Annotated in this window: 12 protein-coding genes; 6 read left to right on the top strand and 6 right to left on the bottom strand. The window is 63.5% G+C overall.

What is annotated here, in order from left to right; genetic code table 11:
* Positions 1-194 precede the first annotated feature (194 nt).
* Together IX761_RS11795 and putP are read right to left on the bottom strand one after the other, a co-directional pair.
* Complete coding sequence (locus IX761_RS11795; protein WP_194789766.1) at positions 195-1,031, bottom strand: 23S rRNA (adenine(2030)-N(6))-methyltransferase RlmJ; 837 nt, start codon at positions 1,029-1,031, stop codon at positions 195-197.
* Positions 1,032-1,173: 142 nt separating this feature from the next.
* Positions 1,174-2,652: a sodium/proline symporter PutP gene (gene putP, locus IX761_RS11800; RefSeq protein ID WP_194789767.1), complete on the bottom strand. Its 1,479-nt coding sequence runs from the start codon at positions 2,650-2,652 to the stop codon at positions 1,174-1,176.
* Between putP and IX761_RS11805 the strand changes: the two genes are divergently transcribed.
* Together IX761_RS11805 and putA are read left to right on the top strand one after the other, a co-directional pair.
* The gene (locus IX761_RS11805) at positions 2,651-2,875 is read left to right on the top strand and encodes a hypothetical protein (RefSeq protein WP_194789768.1); all 225 of its coding nucleotides are present in this window, start codon (positions 2,651-2,653) and stop codon (positions 2,873-2,875) included. The genes putP and IX761_RS11805 overlap by 2 nt on opposite strands.
* Positions 2,876-3,013: 138 nt before the next feature.
* On the top strand, positions 3,014-6,967 hold the full coding sequence (gene putA / locus IX761_RS11810; RefSeq protein ID WP_194789769.1) for a trifunctional transcriptional regulator/proline dehydrogenase/L-glutamate gamma-semialdehyde dehydrogenase: 3,954 nt from the start codon (positions 3,014-3,016) through the stop codon (positions 6,965-6,967).
* Positions 6,968-7,026: 59 nt separating this feature from the next.
* Here putA and IX761_RS11815 read toward each other — a convergent pair whose 3' ends face one another.
* The 4 genes from IX761_RS11815 to IX761_RS11830 form a co-directional block, all read right to left on the bottom strand.
* Positions 7,027-7,335 carry a Txe/YoeB family addiction module toxin gene (locus tag IX761_RS11815; RefSeq protein ID WP_194789770.1) on the bottom strand — a complete coding sequence of 103 codons (309 nt, stop codon included), beginning with the start codon at positions 7,333-7,335 and terminating at the stop codon, positions 7,027-7,029.
* On the bottom strand, positions 7,301-7,585 hold the full coding sequence (locus IX761_RS11820) for a type II toxin-antitoxin system Phd/YefM family antitoxin (protein ID WP_023630627.1): 285 nt from the start codon (positions 7,583-7,585) through the stop codon (positions 7,301-7,303). Before IX761_RS11820 ends, IX761_RS11815 begins: the two co-directional genes overlap by 35 nt.
* Positions 7,586-7,918: 333 nt before the next feature.
* Positions 7,919-8,188, bottom strand: a complete 270-nt coding sequence (locus tag IX761_RS11825; protein ID WP_194789771.1) for a DUF3077 domain-containing protein — start codon at positions 8,186-8,188, stop codon at positions 7,919-7,921.
* Between the two features lie 157 nt (positions 8,189-8,345).
* Entirely contained in the window at positions 8,346-8,588 is a 243-nt protein-coding gene (locus IX761_RS11830) for a hypothetical protein (protein ID WP_194789772.1), read from the bottom strand.
* Between the two features lie 592 nt (positions 8,589-9,180).
* Here IX761_RS11830 and IX761_RS11835 point away from each other — a divergent pair.
* The 4 genes from IX761_RS11835 to IX761_RS11850 all read left to right on the top strand — a co-directional run bounded on the left by IX761_RS11835 (position 9,181) and on the right by IX761_RS11850 (position 14,572).
* Positions 9,181-9,783 (top strand): hypothetical protein, encoded by a 603-nt coding sequence (locus IX761_RS11835; protein ID WP_194789773.1) that lies wholly within the window; start codon positions 9,181-9,183, stop codon positions 9,781-9,783.
* 191 nt (positions 9,784-9,974) lie between these two features.
* Complete coding sequence (locus IX761_RS11840; protein ID WP_194789774.1) at positions 9,975-11,771, top strand: acyl-CoA dehydrogenase; 1,797 nt, start codon at positions 9,975-9,977, stop codon at positions 11,769-11,771.
* Positions 11,772-11,801: 30 nt separating this feature from the next.
* Positions 11,802-13,244, top strand: a complete 1,443-nt coding sequence (locus tag IX761_RS11845) for a TldD/PmbA family protein (RefSeq protein ID WP_194789775.1) — start codon at positions 11,802-11,804, stop codon at positions 13,242-13,244.
* Positions 13,244-14,572, top strand: coding sequence for a TldD/PmbA family protein (locus tag IX761_RS11850; RefSeq protein WP_194789776.1), 1,329 nt, complete (start codon positions 13,244-13,246; stop codon positions 14,570-14,572). Before IX761_RS11845 ends, IX761_RS11850 begins: the two co-directional genes overlap by 1 nt.
* Positions 14,573-14,629 lie beyond the last annotated feature (57 nt).

Consider the following 14,629-nt stretch of genomic DNA (forward strand, 5'->3'; position numbering starts at 1 on the left):
CGGATGGCGGCTAAAGGGCGGGATTATAACGCAAAGCTCAGGGACGCACCGCCCCCTTGTAGGAGCGGCCTTGTGTCGCGAAAGGGGCGCGAAGCGGCCCCAGGGTTTCAGCTTCGCAGCTGAAATTGCAGGGGGCTGCTTTGCAGCCCTTTCGCGACACTAGGCCGCTCCTACAGGGGACCGCGCATGGTGCGTTATTCCGCGATCAACCAGTCCATACGGAAGCTGCCAGCGGTCTGCGCCAACTCTTTGGCCAGCCACGGCAGCAGCTCCTTGAGCTCGTCCTCCAGGCCCCATGGCGGGTTGGCGATGGCCAGGCCCGAGCCGTTCAGGCCCTGCGGGCTGTCCTGGTGGTGCACGTACAGCTCGACGCGCAGCAGCTTGGGCGCACCGGTGCTGGTCAGGTCCTGGTAGAAGCGCGTCAGCGAGCGCTGGTCCTTGATCGGGTACCAGATGGCCGCGACGGTCTGGCGCATGCGGCCGATCGCCTCTTTCATGGCCACGGTGCAGCGCTTGAGCTCGTCGGCCTGCTCGAACGGCGGGTCGATCAGCATGATCGCGCGCTTTTCCTGCACCGGCAGCAGCGCCCGCGGGATATGCCAGCCCTCACCCAGGTGCACGGTGACGCGCGGGTCTTTCTTCATGTTCTCTTTGAGCAGCACGCCGTCTTCAGGGTGCTTTTCGTTGAGCTGCGCGCGGTCCTGCTCGCGCATCAGGCGGCGGGCCAGCTCTGGCGAGCCTGGGTAGTAGCGCAGTTCGCCATTCTTGTTCAGGCGCTTGATCACGGCCATATAGTCGGCGGTGACGGCAGGCAGGTCATCGCGCCCCCACAGACGGGCGACGCCTTCGAGGTATTCACCGGTGCGGGTCGCCTGGTCGCCCTGCAGGTCGTACAGACCAAGGCCGGCGTGGGTGTCGATATAGGCGAACGGCTGCTCCTTGCGCGACATCAGGGCGATGAGGCGGGTAAGCACGATGTGTTTGAGGACGTCGGCGTGATTGCCGGCGTGGAAGGCGTGACGATAGTTCATGGCGGCTCCTGCGGGGGCGGCAAGTTTACCCTGTCAGACCAAGGACACAAAAGCATCGCGGGGCAAGTCCGCTCCCACGCGATCTAAGACTGCGTGGGAGCGGGCTTGCCCCGCGATAGGGACAACGCCGATTCAGCAGGTGTTACTTGTCGGCGTGATACTGCGCATCAGCGGTTTCAAAACGCGAAACCATGCTGTTCGACGGGCTGCCCAGCTTGCTCACCACCAGGATCGCGATGCTGGCGAACAGGAAGCCCGGGATGATCTCGTACAGGCCCAGGCCGACGTAGTTCTTCCACAGGATCACGGTCAGCGCACCGACCACGATACCGGCCAGGGCGCCGTTGCGGGTCATGCCCTTCCACAGTACCGAGATCAGCACCACCGGGCCGAAGGCGGCACCGAAGCCGGCCCAGGCGTAGGCCACCAGGCCCAGCACACGGTTCTCGGGGTTGGCAGCCATGGCAATGGCGATCAGCGCAACGGCCAGCACCATCAGGCGGCCGACCCAGACCAGCTCAGTCTGAGAAGCGTTCTTGCGCAGGAACGACTTGTAGAAGTCTTCGGTCAGGGCGCTGGAGCACACCAGCAGCTGGCAGCTCAGGGTGCTCATTACCGCGGCCAGGATGGCCGACAGCAGCACACCGGCGATCCACGGGTTGAACAGGATCTTGGCCAGTTCGATGAACACCCGCTCATGGTTCTCGGTGACCGGGCCGGCGAGGTCCGGGTGCGCCGAGAAGTAAGCGATGCCGAAGAAGCCCACGGCGCAGGTACCGGCCAGGCACAGGATCATCCAGGTCATGGAGATGCGGCGGGCGTTGGCGATCGACTTGACCGAATCGGCGGCCATGAAGCGCGCCAGGATGTGCGGCTGGCCGAAGTAGCCCAGGCCCCAGCCCATCAGCGAGATGATGCCGATGAAGGTCGCGCCCTTGAACATGTCGAAGTGCGCCGGGTTCACCGCCTCGATGGCGAGGAAGGTGGTGTCGAAGCCACCGGTGGAGATCAGCACGATGATCGGGGTGAGGATCAGCGCGAAGATCATCAGCGAGGCCTGCACGGTATCGGTCCAGCTCACCGCCAGGAAACCACCGACGAAGGTGTAGGCGATGGTCGCGGCAGCACCGGCCCACAGGGCAGTCTCGTACGGCATGCCGAAGGTGCTTTCGAACAGGCGGGCGCCGGCGACGATGCCGGAGGCGCAGTAGATGGTGAAGAACACCAGGATCACGATGGCGGAAATGATCCGCAGCAGGCCGGTCTGGTCTTCGAAGCGGCTGGAGAAGTAGTCCGGCAGCGTCAGGGCGTCACCGTTGTGCTCGGTCTGCACACGCAGACGTCCGGCGACGAACAGCCAGTTCAGGTAGGCGCCGACGGTCAGGCCGATGGCGATCCAGGCCTCGGAAAGGCCCGCGAAGTAGATGGCGCCCGGCAGGCCCATCAACAGCCAGCCGCTCATGTCCGATGCGCCGGCGGAAAGCGCGGTGACCACGCTGCCGAGGCTACGGCCGCCGAGAATGTAGTCGGAAAGGTTCTTGGTGGAGCGATAGGCGGCGAAGCCGATCAGCACCATTGCCGCAATGTAGATCACGAAGGTGATCGTTAGTGGATTGCCCATGAGTTGTGCCCTGGCGTTGTTTTTATCTCTTGCAACCACCGTGCGCGACGATGGTTGCACCCAGGCGGCGCATCCTATGCAACAACGTGAACGAGGTGCAACCATTTTTCATTTGCAAGTTGCACCCGGCCATGTATTTTCGGACAGAACCGCTTTTTTGCTCCTTTTCGGAGCAAACATGCTGCTTTCCAGAAGAAAACGCACCAAGAACCTTCCTTTTTAGTCCGTGGAAACTTCCTTCAGACGAGTTGCACCTTAACCCGCTAATTTTCGGGTTGCACCCGGTTGCACCCGAATTGTCCTACAGGCTAATCTTGCCTCCAGCTTAGGCCACATTCGTGGCCAATAACGAGGACAAGAAATGGCGACTACCACCCTTGGGGTCAAACTCGACGACCCGACCCGTGAGCGACTCAAAGCAGCTGCGCAGTCCATCGACCGCACGCCGCACTGGTTGATCAAGCAAGCGATCTTCAACTATCTCGAGAAGCTCGAGGGTGGCGCCACCCTGAACGACCTCAACGGCCACCCGGCCGCGACCGGCGACGACGCCGGCGAAGCCCCGACCGACCACGCCCACCAGTGCTTCCTGGAGTTCGCCGAAAGCATCCTGCCGCAGTCGGTGCTGCGCTCGGCGATCACCGCCGCGTACCGCCGCCCCGAGCAGGAAGTGGTGCCGATGCTGCTGGAGCAGGCGCGCCTGCCTGCCGCCCAGGCCGAGGCCACCAACAAGTTGGCCGCAAGCCTGGCCGACAAGCTGCGCAACCAGAAGAGCGCCGGCGGCCGTGCCGGCATCGTCCAGGGCCTGCTGCAGGAGTTCTCGCTGTCCTCGCAAGAAGGCGTGGCATTGATGTGCCTGGCCGAAGCCCTGCTGCGCATCCCCGACAAAGGCACCCGTGACGCGCTGATCCGCGACAAGATCAGCACCGGCAACTGGCAGCCGCACCTGGGCAACAGCCCGTCGCTGTTCGTCAACGCCGCCACCTGGGGCCTGCTGCTGACCGGCAAGCTGGTCAGCACCCACAACGAATCCGGCCTGACCTCCTCGCTCACCCGCATCATCGGCAAGAGCGGCGAGCCGATGATCCGCAAGGGCGTCGACATGGCCATGCGCCTGATGGGCGAGCAGTTCGTCACCGGTGAAACAATCGCCGAAGCCCTGGCCAACGCCAGCAAGTTCGAAGCCAAGGGCTTCCGCTACAGCTACGACATGCTCGGCGAAGCCGCGCTGACCGAGCACGACGCGCAGAAATACCTGGCCTCCTACGAGCAGGCGATCCACTCGATCGGCAAAGCGTCGCACGGCCGCGGCATCTATGAAGGCCCGGGCATCTCGATCAAGCTCTCGGCCCTGCACCCGCGCTACAGCCGCGCCCAGTACGAGCGCGTGATGAGCGAGCTGTACCCGCGCCTGCTGTCGCTCACGCTGCTGGCCAAGCAGTACGACATCGGCCTGAACATCGACGCCGAAGAGGCCGACCGCCTGGAGCTGTCGCTGGACCTGCTCGAGCGCCTGTGCTTCGAGCCATCGCTGGCCGGCTGGAACGGCATCGGCTTCGTCATCCAGGCCTACCAGAAGCGCTGCCCGTACGTGATCGACTACGTCATCGACCTGGCCAAGCGCAGCCGCCACCGCCTCATGATCCGCCTGGTAAAAGGCGCGTACTGGGACAGCGAGATCAAGCGCGCCCAGGTCGAAGGCCTGGAAGGCTACCCGGTGTACACCCGCAAGGTGTACACCGACGTTTCCTACGTCGCCTGTGCCCGCAAGCTGCTGGCGGTCCCGGAAGCCATCTACCCGCAGTTCGCCACCCACAACGCCCACACCCTGTCGGCCATCTACACCATCGCCGGGCAGAACTACTACCCGGGCCAGTACGAGTTCCAGTGCCTGCACGGCATGGGCGAGCCACTGTACGAGCAGGTTGTAGGCAAGGTTTCCGAAGGCAAGCTGAATCGTCCGTGCCGCGTGTACGCCCCGGTCGGCACCCACGAAACCCTGCTGGCCTACCTGGTACGCCGCCTGCTGGAAAACGGCGCCAACACCTCGTTCGTCAACCGCATCGCCGACCACTCGATCTCGATCCAGGAACTGGTCGCCGACCCGGTCGTCAGCATCGAGCGCATGGGCACCCAGGAAGGCAGCATCGGCCTGCCGCACCCGCGCATCCCGATGCCGCGTGAGCTGTATGGCAACGAGCGGGCCAACTCGGCCGGCATCGACATGGCCAACGAACACCGCCTGGCGTCGCTGTCCTGCGCCCTGCTGGCCACCGCCCACAACGACTGGAAAGCCGCCCCGCTGCTGGCCTGCGCCGCCAGCGAACAGGCTGCCGTGCCGGTGCTGAACCCGTCGGATCATCGCGATGTGGTCGGCCATGTGCAGGAAGCCACCGTCGCCGACGTCGACAACGCCATCCAGTGCGCGCTCAACGCCGCACCGATCTGGCAGGCCACCCCGCCAGCCGAGCGCGCCGCGATCCTGGAACGCGCCGCCGACCTGATGGAAGCCGATATCCAGCCGCTGATGGGCCTGCTGGTGCGCGAAGCCGGCAAGACCTTCGCCAACGCCATCGCCGAAGTGCGCGAGGCCGTGGACTTCCTGCGCTACTACGCGGTGCAGGCACGCAACGACCTGCGCAACGACAACTGCCGCCCACTGGGCCCGGTGGTGTGCATCAGCCCGTGGAACTTCCCGCTGGCGATCTTCTCCGGCCAGGTGGCCGCAGCGCTGGCCGCCGGCAACCCGGTACTAGCCAAGCCCGCCGAACAGACCCCGCTGATCGCCGCCCAGGCCGTACGCCTGATGCTCGAAGCCGGTATCCCTGAAGGCGTGCTGCAACTGCTGCCAGGCCAGGGCGAAACCGTCGGTGCCGGCCTGGTCGGTGACGAACGCGTCAAGGGCGTGATGTTCACCGGCTCCACCGAAGTTGCCCGCCTGCTGCAACGCAACATCGCCGGCCGTCTGGACAACCAAGGCCGCCCGATCCCGCTGATCGCCGAAACCGGTGGCCAGAACGCCATGATCGTCGACTCCTCGGCCCTCACCGAGCAGGTGGTGATCGATGTGGTCTCCTCCGCGTTCGACAGCGCCGGCCAGCGTTGCTCGGCCCTGCGTGTGCTGTGCCTGCAAGAAGACTCCGCCGACCGCGTGATCGAAATGCTCAAGGGCGCCATGGCCGAAAGCCGCCTGGGCAACCCGGAGCGCCTGTCCGTGGACATCGGCCCGGTGATCGACGCCGAAGCCAAGGCTGGCATCGAGAAGCACATCCAGGGCATGCGCGACAAAGGCCGTACGGTCTATCAAGTCGCCATCGCCGAAGGTGAAGAGATCAAGCGCGGCACCTTCGTGATGCCGACCCTGATCGAGCTGGAAAGCTTCGACGAGCTGCAGCGCGAGATCTTCGGCCCAGTGCTGCACGTGGTGCGCTACAACCGCAACGACCTGGACCAGCTGATCGAGCAGATCAATGCTTCCGGCTACGGCCTGACCCTGGGCGTGCACACCCGCATCGACGAGACCATCGCCAAGGTGGTGGGCAACGTCAACGCCGGCAACATGTACGTCAACCGCAACATCGTTGGCGCCGTGGTCGGTGTGCAGCCGTTCGGTGGTGAAGGCCTGTCCGGCACCGGTCCGAAAGCTGGCGGCCCGCTGTACCTGTACCGCCTGCTGTCGACCCGCCCGGCCGACGCCATCGCCCGCCACTTCCAGGCCGACGATGCACGCAGCCAGGCCGACACCAGCCTGCGCGACCAGCAGCTCAAGCCGCTGACCACCCTCAAGACCTGGGCGGCCGGCAGCCAGCAAAGCGACCTGGCCGCGCTGTGCGAGCAATTCGCCGAGCAGACTCAGAGCGGTATCACCCGTGTACTGCCTGGCCCGACCGGCGAGCGCAACAGCTACAGCGTGCTGCCCCGTGAACACGTGCTGTGCCTGGCCGACAACGAAGCCGACCTGCTGGCGCAGTTCGCAGCGGTGCTGGCGGTGGGCAGCTCGGCAGTGTTCCAGGACGGCGAGCCGGGCAAAGGCCTGCGTGGTCGCCTGCCGAAGGAGCTGCAAGGCAAGATCAAGCTGGTATCCGACTGGAGCCAGGATGACGTGGCGTTCGACGCGGTGATCCACCACGGCCATTCGGACCAGCTGCGCGCTATCTGTGAGCAGGTGGCCAAGCGCGCCGGTGCGATCGTTGGTGTGCATGGGCTGTCCAGCGGCGATCACCAGATCGCCCTGGAGCGCCTGGTGATCGAGCGGGCGGTGAGTGTGAACACCGCTGCTGCCGGCGGTAACGCCAGCTTGATGACCATCGGCTGACGCTGACGGTGTGAATGAAAAAGGAGAGCTTCGGCTCTCCTTTTGTGTGGGCGCTAGGCCTAATCGTCGTAGTGGTAACGGCACTGCAGGATGGTCAGGGTTCCCACTTCGTAGAAGTAGACCAATCGGTGTTCGCGAGTGATACGGCGAGACCAGAAACCTGACAAGTCGCCTTTGAGCGGCTCTGGCTTGCCGGTGCCTTTGAAAGGGCTGCGCAGACACTCACAGATCATTGTGTTGATGCGCTGGAAGATAGCGACATCACTGTTTCGCCAGTAACCGTAGTCTTCCCAACCCTCAGTAGTGAAGGCCACGCTTGTGGTGCTTCGCGCCTCAGTCTTGTTTCGTTGCTTGGCTTTCACATTCATCGAGTGCCAGTTCCTGGGTAACGGCCTTACCAGCCCGGAGCTGAGCAATGGAAGCGCGAAGACGCTTGGCGTTCGCGGACGACTCCAGCAGGTACATGGTCTCGCGCATGCCGTTGTAGTCCTCGAGCGAAATCATCACCACCGGTTCACCACGCTGACGTGTGATGACAGCCGGCTCATGGTCCCGGCATACGTCGTCCATTGTCTGCTTCAGGTCGGCGCGTGCCTGGCTGAACGTCAGTACATGCATTTTTCTTTCCTTTCCAGGTACCGCCTGGATCAGTTCTCGGGGGCCAACAAGCCTTGATGGCAGGTCGGTGCTGTGCGACCTGCCTGCCAAACATTGTACAAACTTACGTACAACTCGCAAGGTCGAGCCCTGAAACAATTTGGAGCACTGATCGCCGCTGGGAAAGGTGGATATGGAACCGAAATTTCCGCAGCGGCAGAACAGCGTTAACTCCGGCCGTCATGTAGGAGGTGTCCCAAACCGGCGCTTGGCGCGATTTCAAGACAGCCCCACTCCCGCGGCAGTACCCAGTGGCGTGGGAGCGGGGTTGCCCCGCGATGTCCTTATGGGGCGTCAACGCCCCATGCCCAGTTCGGCATCGTCCATCAGCGCCTTGGCCAACGCGCTCAAGTAATAAGAGGCCCAAAGCAACTGCGGCTTCTCTTCCATGATCCCGGTGATGGTCAGGTCGCGTACGCAGCCCATCAACTCCGAAGCCTGGTCACGCGCATGCTGGCAAGGGATGCCGGGTTCGATGCAAAACAGCGGGGCGGTCATGCCCTCGCCTTGGTAGAACTTGGTCTTGCCCACGGTGGTTTTGGGGGTGGTGTCTTCTATGGTCATTGCTTTATCCCCTGAAGTTATACGGCGCCTGTGAGGCCCTCATCGCTGCGGTTCGTCGCCACGACAAGCCAGCTCCCACAAAGTTTGGTGTACGCCCTACCTGTGGGAGCCGGCTTGCCGGCGATGAGGCCCGCCGGAACAACACAAGCCTAACGGCCTAGTGCAACGCCCCTGCCTGGGCCGGCATCTGCACCTGGATCAACGCCGATTCGAGCAACACCCGCAGCGACTCGATCTCATGCATTGATGCCAGCATCAGGATCGAAGCCGGTGACCTGGGCTGCAACAACACCGCCTGATGGGCCACGGTCACCGCGCACAAGGCGTACTCGGTGGCCTGGATCAGGGTGTCTTCAAGGGAATGATGATTGTGGGGTGGATCGGGGACGATCTTCAGCATTTTGGGGTACCTGGATAGGGCCGCAACACGCCTGCTGTCAAACAAGAAGGTGGCAGCTGTACATGGGTTGACAGACCGGTAGGCATCCCAAAACCCGGCGCACACGAAGTGCCCCACGTACAGCCGCCATAAAAGCCAGCCATGAGAATGAACCTAAGTCGGCCTGTCAAAGCCGGTCACTGTTTTCGCAGCGACCGCCCGAGACTAGAGAGCAACCCAGAGCACCGCAATGGCTTGAATGAGGCCAGAAGCTTGTTTGGGAAACGGACTACAAGCAATAGGGAAAAGCTGAGAAAGTGCACACAAATCGCAATCAAATGCCAACCTAATAGATAGCATGACGTCCTGACACCCAGGACCAATCCGCTCTAAACTCGCCCGAGCCACTTCCACCAACACGGAGTCAAGGGGGGTCAACATGAGTACAAAGGCATTGAACAGGTCGAGGGCCGACAACCCACACATCGAGGCAGTCCAGCGCATTCGTCAGCTCGCACAGATTCTGTCACGTAACCCCGACGAAGCCAGGGCGTTCTGGGTAAAAACCGGGGTTTTCACTGAAGAAGGTGAACTTAAGGCTCCGTACCGCTAGATGTATCAATTCCTTCCCTCATTCGTTCTCGGTTTCCATGGCTGTGATCGCGAGGTAGGCGAAGCCATCCTCGCAGGCGAACCCATTTCACCCAGTGTCAATGCTTACGACTGGCTCGGTGAGGGCGCGTATTTCTGGGAAAACAGCCCCGACCGAGCGCTTAGTTATGCCCAACGCCTGAAGGAACATAAGCGCGGCCAAGGAAGTATAAAAAGCCCCTACGTAATTGGCGCTGTCATCAACCTCGGTATGTGTCTGAACCTCACGGACGAAGGCGCACTACAAGAGCTTGGTGTCGCCTACCAATTGTTGATCGATAAAGGTGACGTAATTCCTGAAAACGCGCGGGGCTTCCCAGGCGATATGGACAACCTCAAGCGGTACTTGGACTGCGCTGTTTTCCAACTCCTTCACACAGCCCGAGAGCTTGTTGAGTTAGAGCCCTATCAATCCATCCGTTCTCCTTTTCTGGAAGGCCCCGAACTCTACCCCGGCACCTCCTTCCGACAGGAGACGCACATTCAGCTCTGTGTACGTGATGTCAGCTGCATCAAAGGTTTTTTTCGGCCCCTAAAATCAGACGGCATGCTGTTCTTAGCTTAATGCCCACCTGAAAATCGCTGTCAGGCGAGCCGGCACGTACCCGGATGCTATTAGCGATAAGTCAACGCATATCAAATACATGGCACCTTTTTCAGCGCTCCTTCTGGAGCCATATCACCCAGACCAATTAACCTGTCCCACCCGCTGCCACCCAACCTAGACTCGCCGCACCCCGAACCAGGAATGCCGCCATGTCCGAGCAACTCCTCAGCAGCCGCAACCTCGCCTTCGAACTGTACGAAGTCCTCGACGCCGAGGCCCTGACCCAGCGCCCGCGCTTCGCTGAGCACAGCCGCGAGACCTTCGACGCCGCGCTGACCACCGCCCGCACCATCGCCGAGAAATACTTCGCCCCGCACAACCGCAAGGGCGACGAAAACGAGCCGTGCTACGTGGACGGCCGCGCCGAACTGATCCCGGAAGTGAAACCGGCCGTGGATGCGTTCCTGGAGGCGGGCTTCCTCAACGCCAACCGCGATTTCGAAGTGGGCGGCATGCAGTTGCCCAGCCTGGTATCGCAAGCCTGCTTCGCCCACTTCCAGGCCGCCAACGCCGGCACCACGGCCTACCCGTTCCTGACCATGGGCGCGGCCAACCTGATCGAGAGCTTCGGCAGCGAAGAACAGAAGCGTCTGTTCCTGCAACCGATGATCGAGGGCCGCTACTTCGGCACCATGGCCCTCACCGAGCCCCACGCAGGCTCCTCGCTGGCCGATATCCGCACCCGCGCCGAGCCTGCCGGCGATGGCAGCTACCGGCTCAAGGGCAACAAGATCTTCATCTCCGGCGGCGACCACGCATTGTCCGAGAACATCGTGCATATGGTGCTGGCCAAGCTGCCGGGCGCACCGGCCGGGGTGAAAGGCATCTCGCTGTTCATCGTGCCCAAGTACCTGGTCAACCCCGACGGCAGCCTCGGCCCGCGCAACGATGTGCTGCTGGCCGGGCTATTCCACAAGATGGGCTGGCGCGGCACCACCTCCACCGCGCTGAACTTCGGCGACAACGGTCAGTGCGTGGGCTACCTGGTGGGCCAGCCGCACCAGGGCCTGGCCTGCATGTTCCAGATGATGAACGAGGCGCGTATTGGCGTCGGCATGGGCGCGGTGATGCTCGGTTACGCCGGCTACCTGTATTCACTGGAGTACGCCCGCCAGCGCCCGCAAGGCCGCCTGCCGGACAACAAGGACCCGCACAGCCCGGCGGTGCCGATCATCGAGCACAGCGACGTCAAGCGCATGCTGCTGGCGCAGAAGGCCTATGTGGAAGGCGCTTTCGACCTGGGCCTGTACGCCGCCCGACTGTTCGACGACACCCACACTGCGCCGGATGAAAACATCCGCCAGCAAGCCCAGGAATTGCTCGACCTGCTCACGCCCATCGTCAAATCCTGGCCCTCGACCTTCTGCCTCAAGGCCAATGAACTGGCGATCCAGATCCTCGGCGGCCACGGCTACACCCGCGAATACCCGGTCGAGCAGTACTACCGCGACAACCGCCTGAACCCGATCCACGAAGGCACCGAGGGCATCCAGTCCCTCGACCTGCTGGGTCGCAAGCTGGCACAGAATGGTGGGGCCGGGCTCAAGCAGCTGATCCGCCTGATCGCCGGCACCTGCGAGCGCGCCAGCCATCACCCCAACCTGGACAACCTGCGCCAGCCGCTGGAGCAACTGGTCAACCGCCTGCAAGCGGTCACCCTCGCCCTGCTCGGCGACCTGGCCCAGGGCAAGGTCGCCGGGGCCCTGGCCAACTCGGCGCTGTACCTCAAGGCCTTCGGCCACTGCGTGATCGGCTGGCGTTGGCTGGAGCAGGCCATCCATGCCGAAGTGGGCCTGCTCAAGGGCAACGACCGCGACTTCTACCAGGGCAAGCTGCAGGCCGCGCGTTATTTCCTCACCTGGGAAGTACCGGGCTGCCATAATGACCTCGCTTTGCTCGAGGCCCGCGACGATACGTGCCTGGGCATGCACGAGGGGTGGTTCTAGGGGGAGCCACCGCGCACCGGAGGTTCCCGCATGTTCGATTCCAGCGCCCTGCTGCGCCAGCGCTTCGCCGCGCTGCGCAGCACGGCCGAAGTGTTCTCGCTTCGCCACGTCAAGCAATCGCACCAGTCACTTTCAGTTCGCCGCAACGTTACCGAGCCGCCGCACTTCAGCCAGGACGAAGGCGCCATGCTCACCGTTCGGGTCAACGGCGTCGAGGCCTACGCGGCCACCGCCGACCTGTCGCAAAGTGGCCTGCAGCGCGCATTGGAGCAGGCCGAAGCACTGGCCCGGCGGATCAAGGCCCACAGCCTGCTCGACCTCAGTGGCCAACCCGCGCCGAGCGAGCGCCACGACCATGTCTCACCCAACTTCGACCAGCCCCTGCCCAACCTCGCCGACTGCCTGGACCTGCTGGCCGCAGAGTCCGCCAGCGTGCCCAAGGACAGCCGCCTGGTGGACTGGCAGGCCAGCCTGGGCATCAGCCTGGTCGAGCAGACCTACCTGAATTCCGCTGGCGCCGAGCTGCGCCACGCCCAACGCTTCGTCTACCCAGGCCTGGGCGTCACCGCCAGTGACGGCCAGGACAGCCAGAGCCGCACCCTGGGCCGCGACAATTTCGGCCAGCAAGGCAGTGTCGAGGTGATCGAGCGCTGCGGCCTGGTGGGCGCAGCCCGCCGCGTGGCCGACGAGGCCCTGCAATTGCTGCTGGCGCCCAATACGCCCAGCGGTACCCGCGACCTGCTGCTGATGCCCGACCAGATGATGCTGCAGATCCACGAGTCCATCGGCCACCCGCTGGAGATGGACCGCATCCTCGGTGACGAGCGCAACTATGCCGGCACCAGCTTCGTCAAAGCCGCCGACTTCGGCCATTTGCAGTACGGCTCCAAGCTGCTCAACGTGACCTTCGACCCGACCATCGGCGAAGAGCTGGCCAGCTACAGCTTCGACGACGACGGCACCCCGGCCAGCAAGCAGTTCCTGATCCGCGATGGCTTGCTGGTGCGCCCGCTGGGCGGCGCGCTGTCGCAACTGCGCTCGGGCCTGGACGGCGTGGCCAACAGCCGCGCCTGTGGCTGGAACCGCGCACCGATCGACCGCATGGCCAACCTCAATATCGAGCCCGGCGACCAGTCGCTGGAACAACTGGTCGGCGGCATCGAGCACGGCATTTTGATGCGCACCAACCGCTCCTGGTCCATCGACGACGCGCGCAACAAGTTCCAGTTCGGCTGTGAATGGGGCCAGTTGATCGAAAACGGTCAACTCAAAGGCGTGGTGAAAAACCCGAACTATCGCGGCATCTCCGCCGAGTTCTGGCGCAACCTGTCGGCAGTCGGCGATCGCAGCACGTTCCAGGTGCTTGGCACGCCCAACTGCGGCAAGGGCGAACCCAACCAGGTGGTGCGGGTCGGCCACGCCTCGCCGGCCTGCGTGTTCCGCCAGATCGACGTATTCGGAGGGGACGCCTGATGAGCACTTATCAACAACGTTTCGAAGACCTGCTCGGCGCCCTGCGCAATGCACTGCAAGCGGGCGAGCAGTTCACCCTGGGCTACAGCGCCGAGCACTCGCAGTTCGTGCGTTTCAACCATGCCAAGGTGCGCCAGGCGGGTTTGGTCAGCCAAGCCAGCGTGCAATTGCGCTTGATCCGTGATGGCCGCCAGGCGGAGCAGCAGATCACCTTGGGGGATGACGCCGAGCTGGATCGCCAGCGCCTGCATGACGGTCTCGGGCAACTGCGCCAGACCCTCCCGCTGCTGCCGGTCGACCCTTACCTGAGCCTCGACGAGAGCGCCTGGCACAGCCACAGCCTGCTGGAGCAGCCGCTACCCGAGCTGGATGAAGTGCTGGCCTTGGTCGAACGCGAAGCCAGCGACCTGGATCTGGTCGGCATCTACGCCGCGGGCCCTATCTGCCGCGGCTTCGCCAGCTCGTTCGGCGCCTTCGGCTGGCACCAGGCCAACAGTTTCAACTTCGACTGGAGCCTGTTCCACGCCAACGGCCAGGCGGTCAAAGCCAACTACGCGGGCCAAACCTGGAGCGGCGAGGCCTTTGCCGCACGCCTACGCCTGGCCCGCGAACAGCTGGAACACCTGGGCCGCCCGGCCATCACCCTCAAGCCCGGCAGCTACCGCGCTTACCTAGCGCCGGCGGCGATGGACGAGATTGCCGGCATGCTCTGCTGGGGTGGTTTCTCCGCCCAGGCACTTGCCACGGGCAACAGCTCGCTGCAACGCCTGTACAACGGCGATGCACGACTGAGCCCGCTGGTGAGTTTCAGCGAACAGGTCAGTGGCTCATTGAGCCCGGCGTTCTCCGACGAAGGCTCGCCGCGTTGCGACCTGCTGCTGATTGGCGAAGGCCAGGCACGCGAGCGCCTGGTCAGCGCCCGCAGCGCCGCCGAGTTCACGCTTGAGGCCAATGGCGCCGACAGCTACGAGTCGCCCTGTGCACTGAGCCTGGCGCCGGGCAACCTGCCCAGCGCGCAGATCCTCGAGCGCCTGGGCACCGGGCTGTACATCAGCAACCTGTGGTACCTGAACTATTCGGACCTGCCGGCGGCGCGGATGACCGGGCTGACCCGCTTCGCCACGTTCTGGGTGGAGAACGGCCAGATCCAGGGGCCGGTGAGTACCATGCGTTTCGATGACAGCTTGTACACCTTGCTGGGCAGCCAGTTGGAAGACCTGACCTGCGAGCGCGAGATGATTCTGTCGACCAGCACTTATGGACAGCGCAGCACCGGGTCGAGTCATCTGCCGGGGGCGTTGGTCAGAGGGTTGACCCTGACATTGTGATTGGCAGGTCTGACCTCATCGCTGCGGTTCGTCGCCACGACAAGCCAGCTGCCACAT

This window comes from Pseudomonas sp. UFMG81 (assembly GCF_015354575.1).
Lineage (GTDB): Bacteria > Pseudomonadota > Gammaproteobacteria > Pseudomonadales > Pseudomonadaceae > Aquipseudomonas.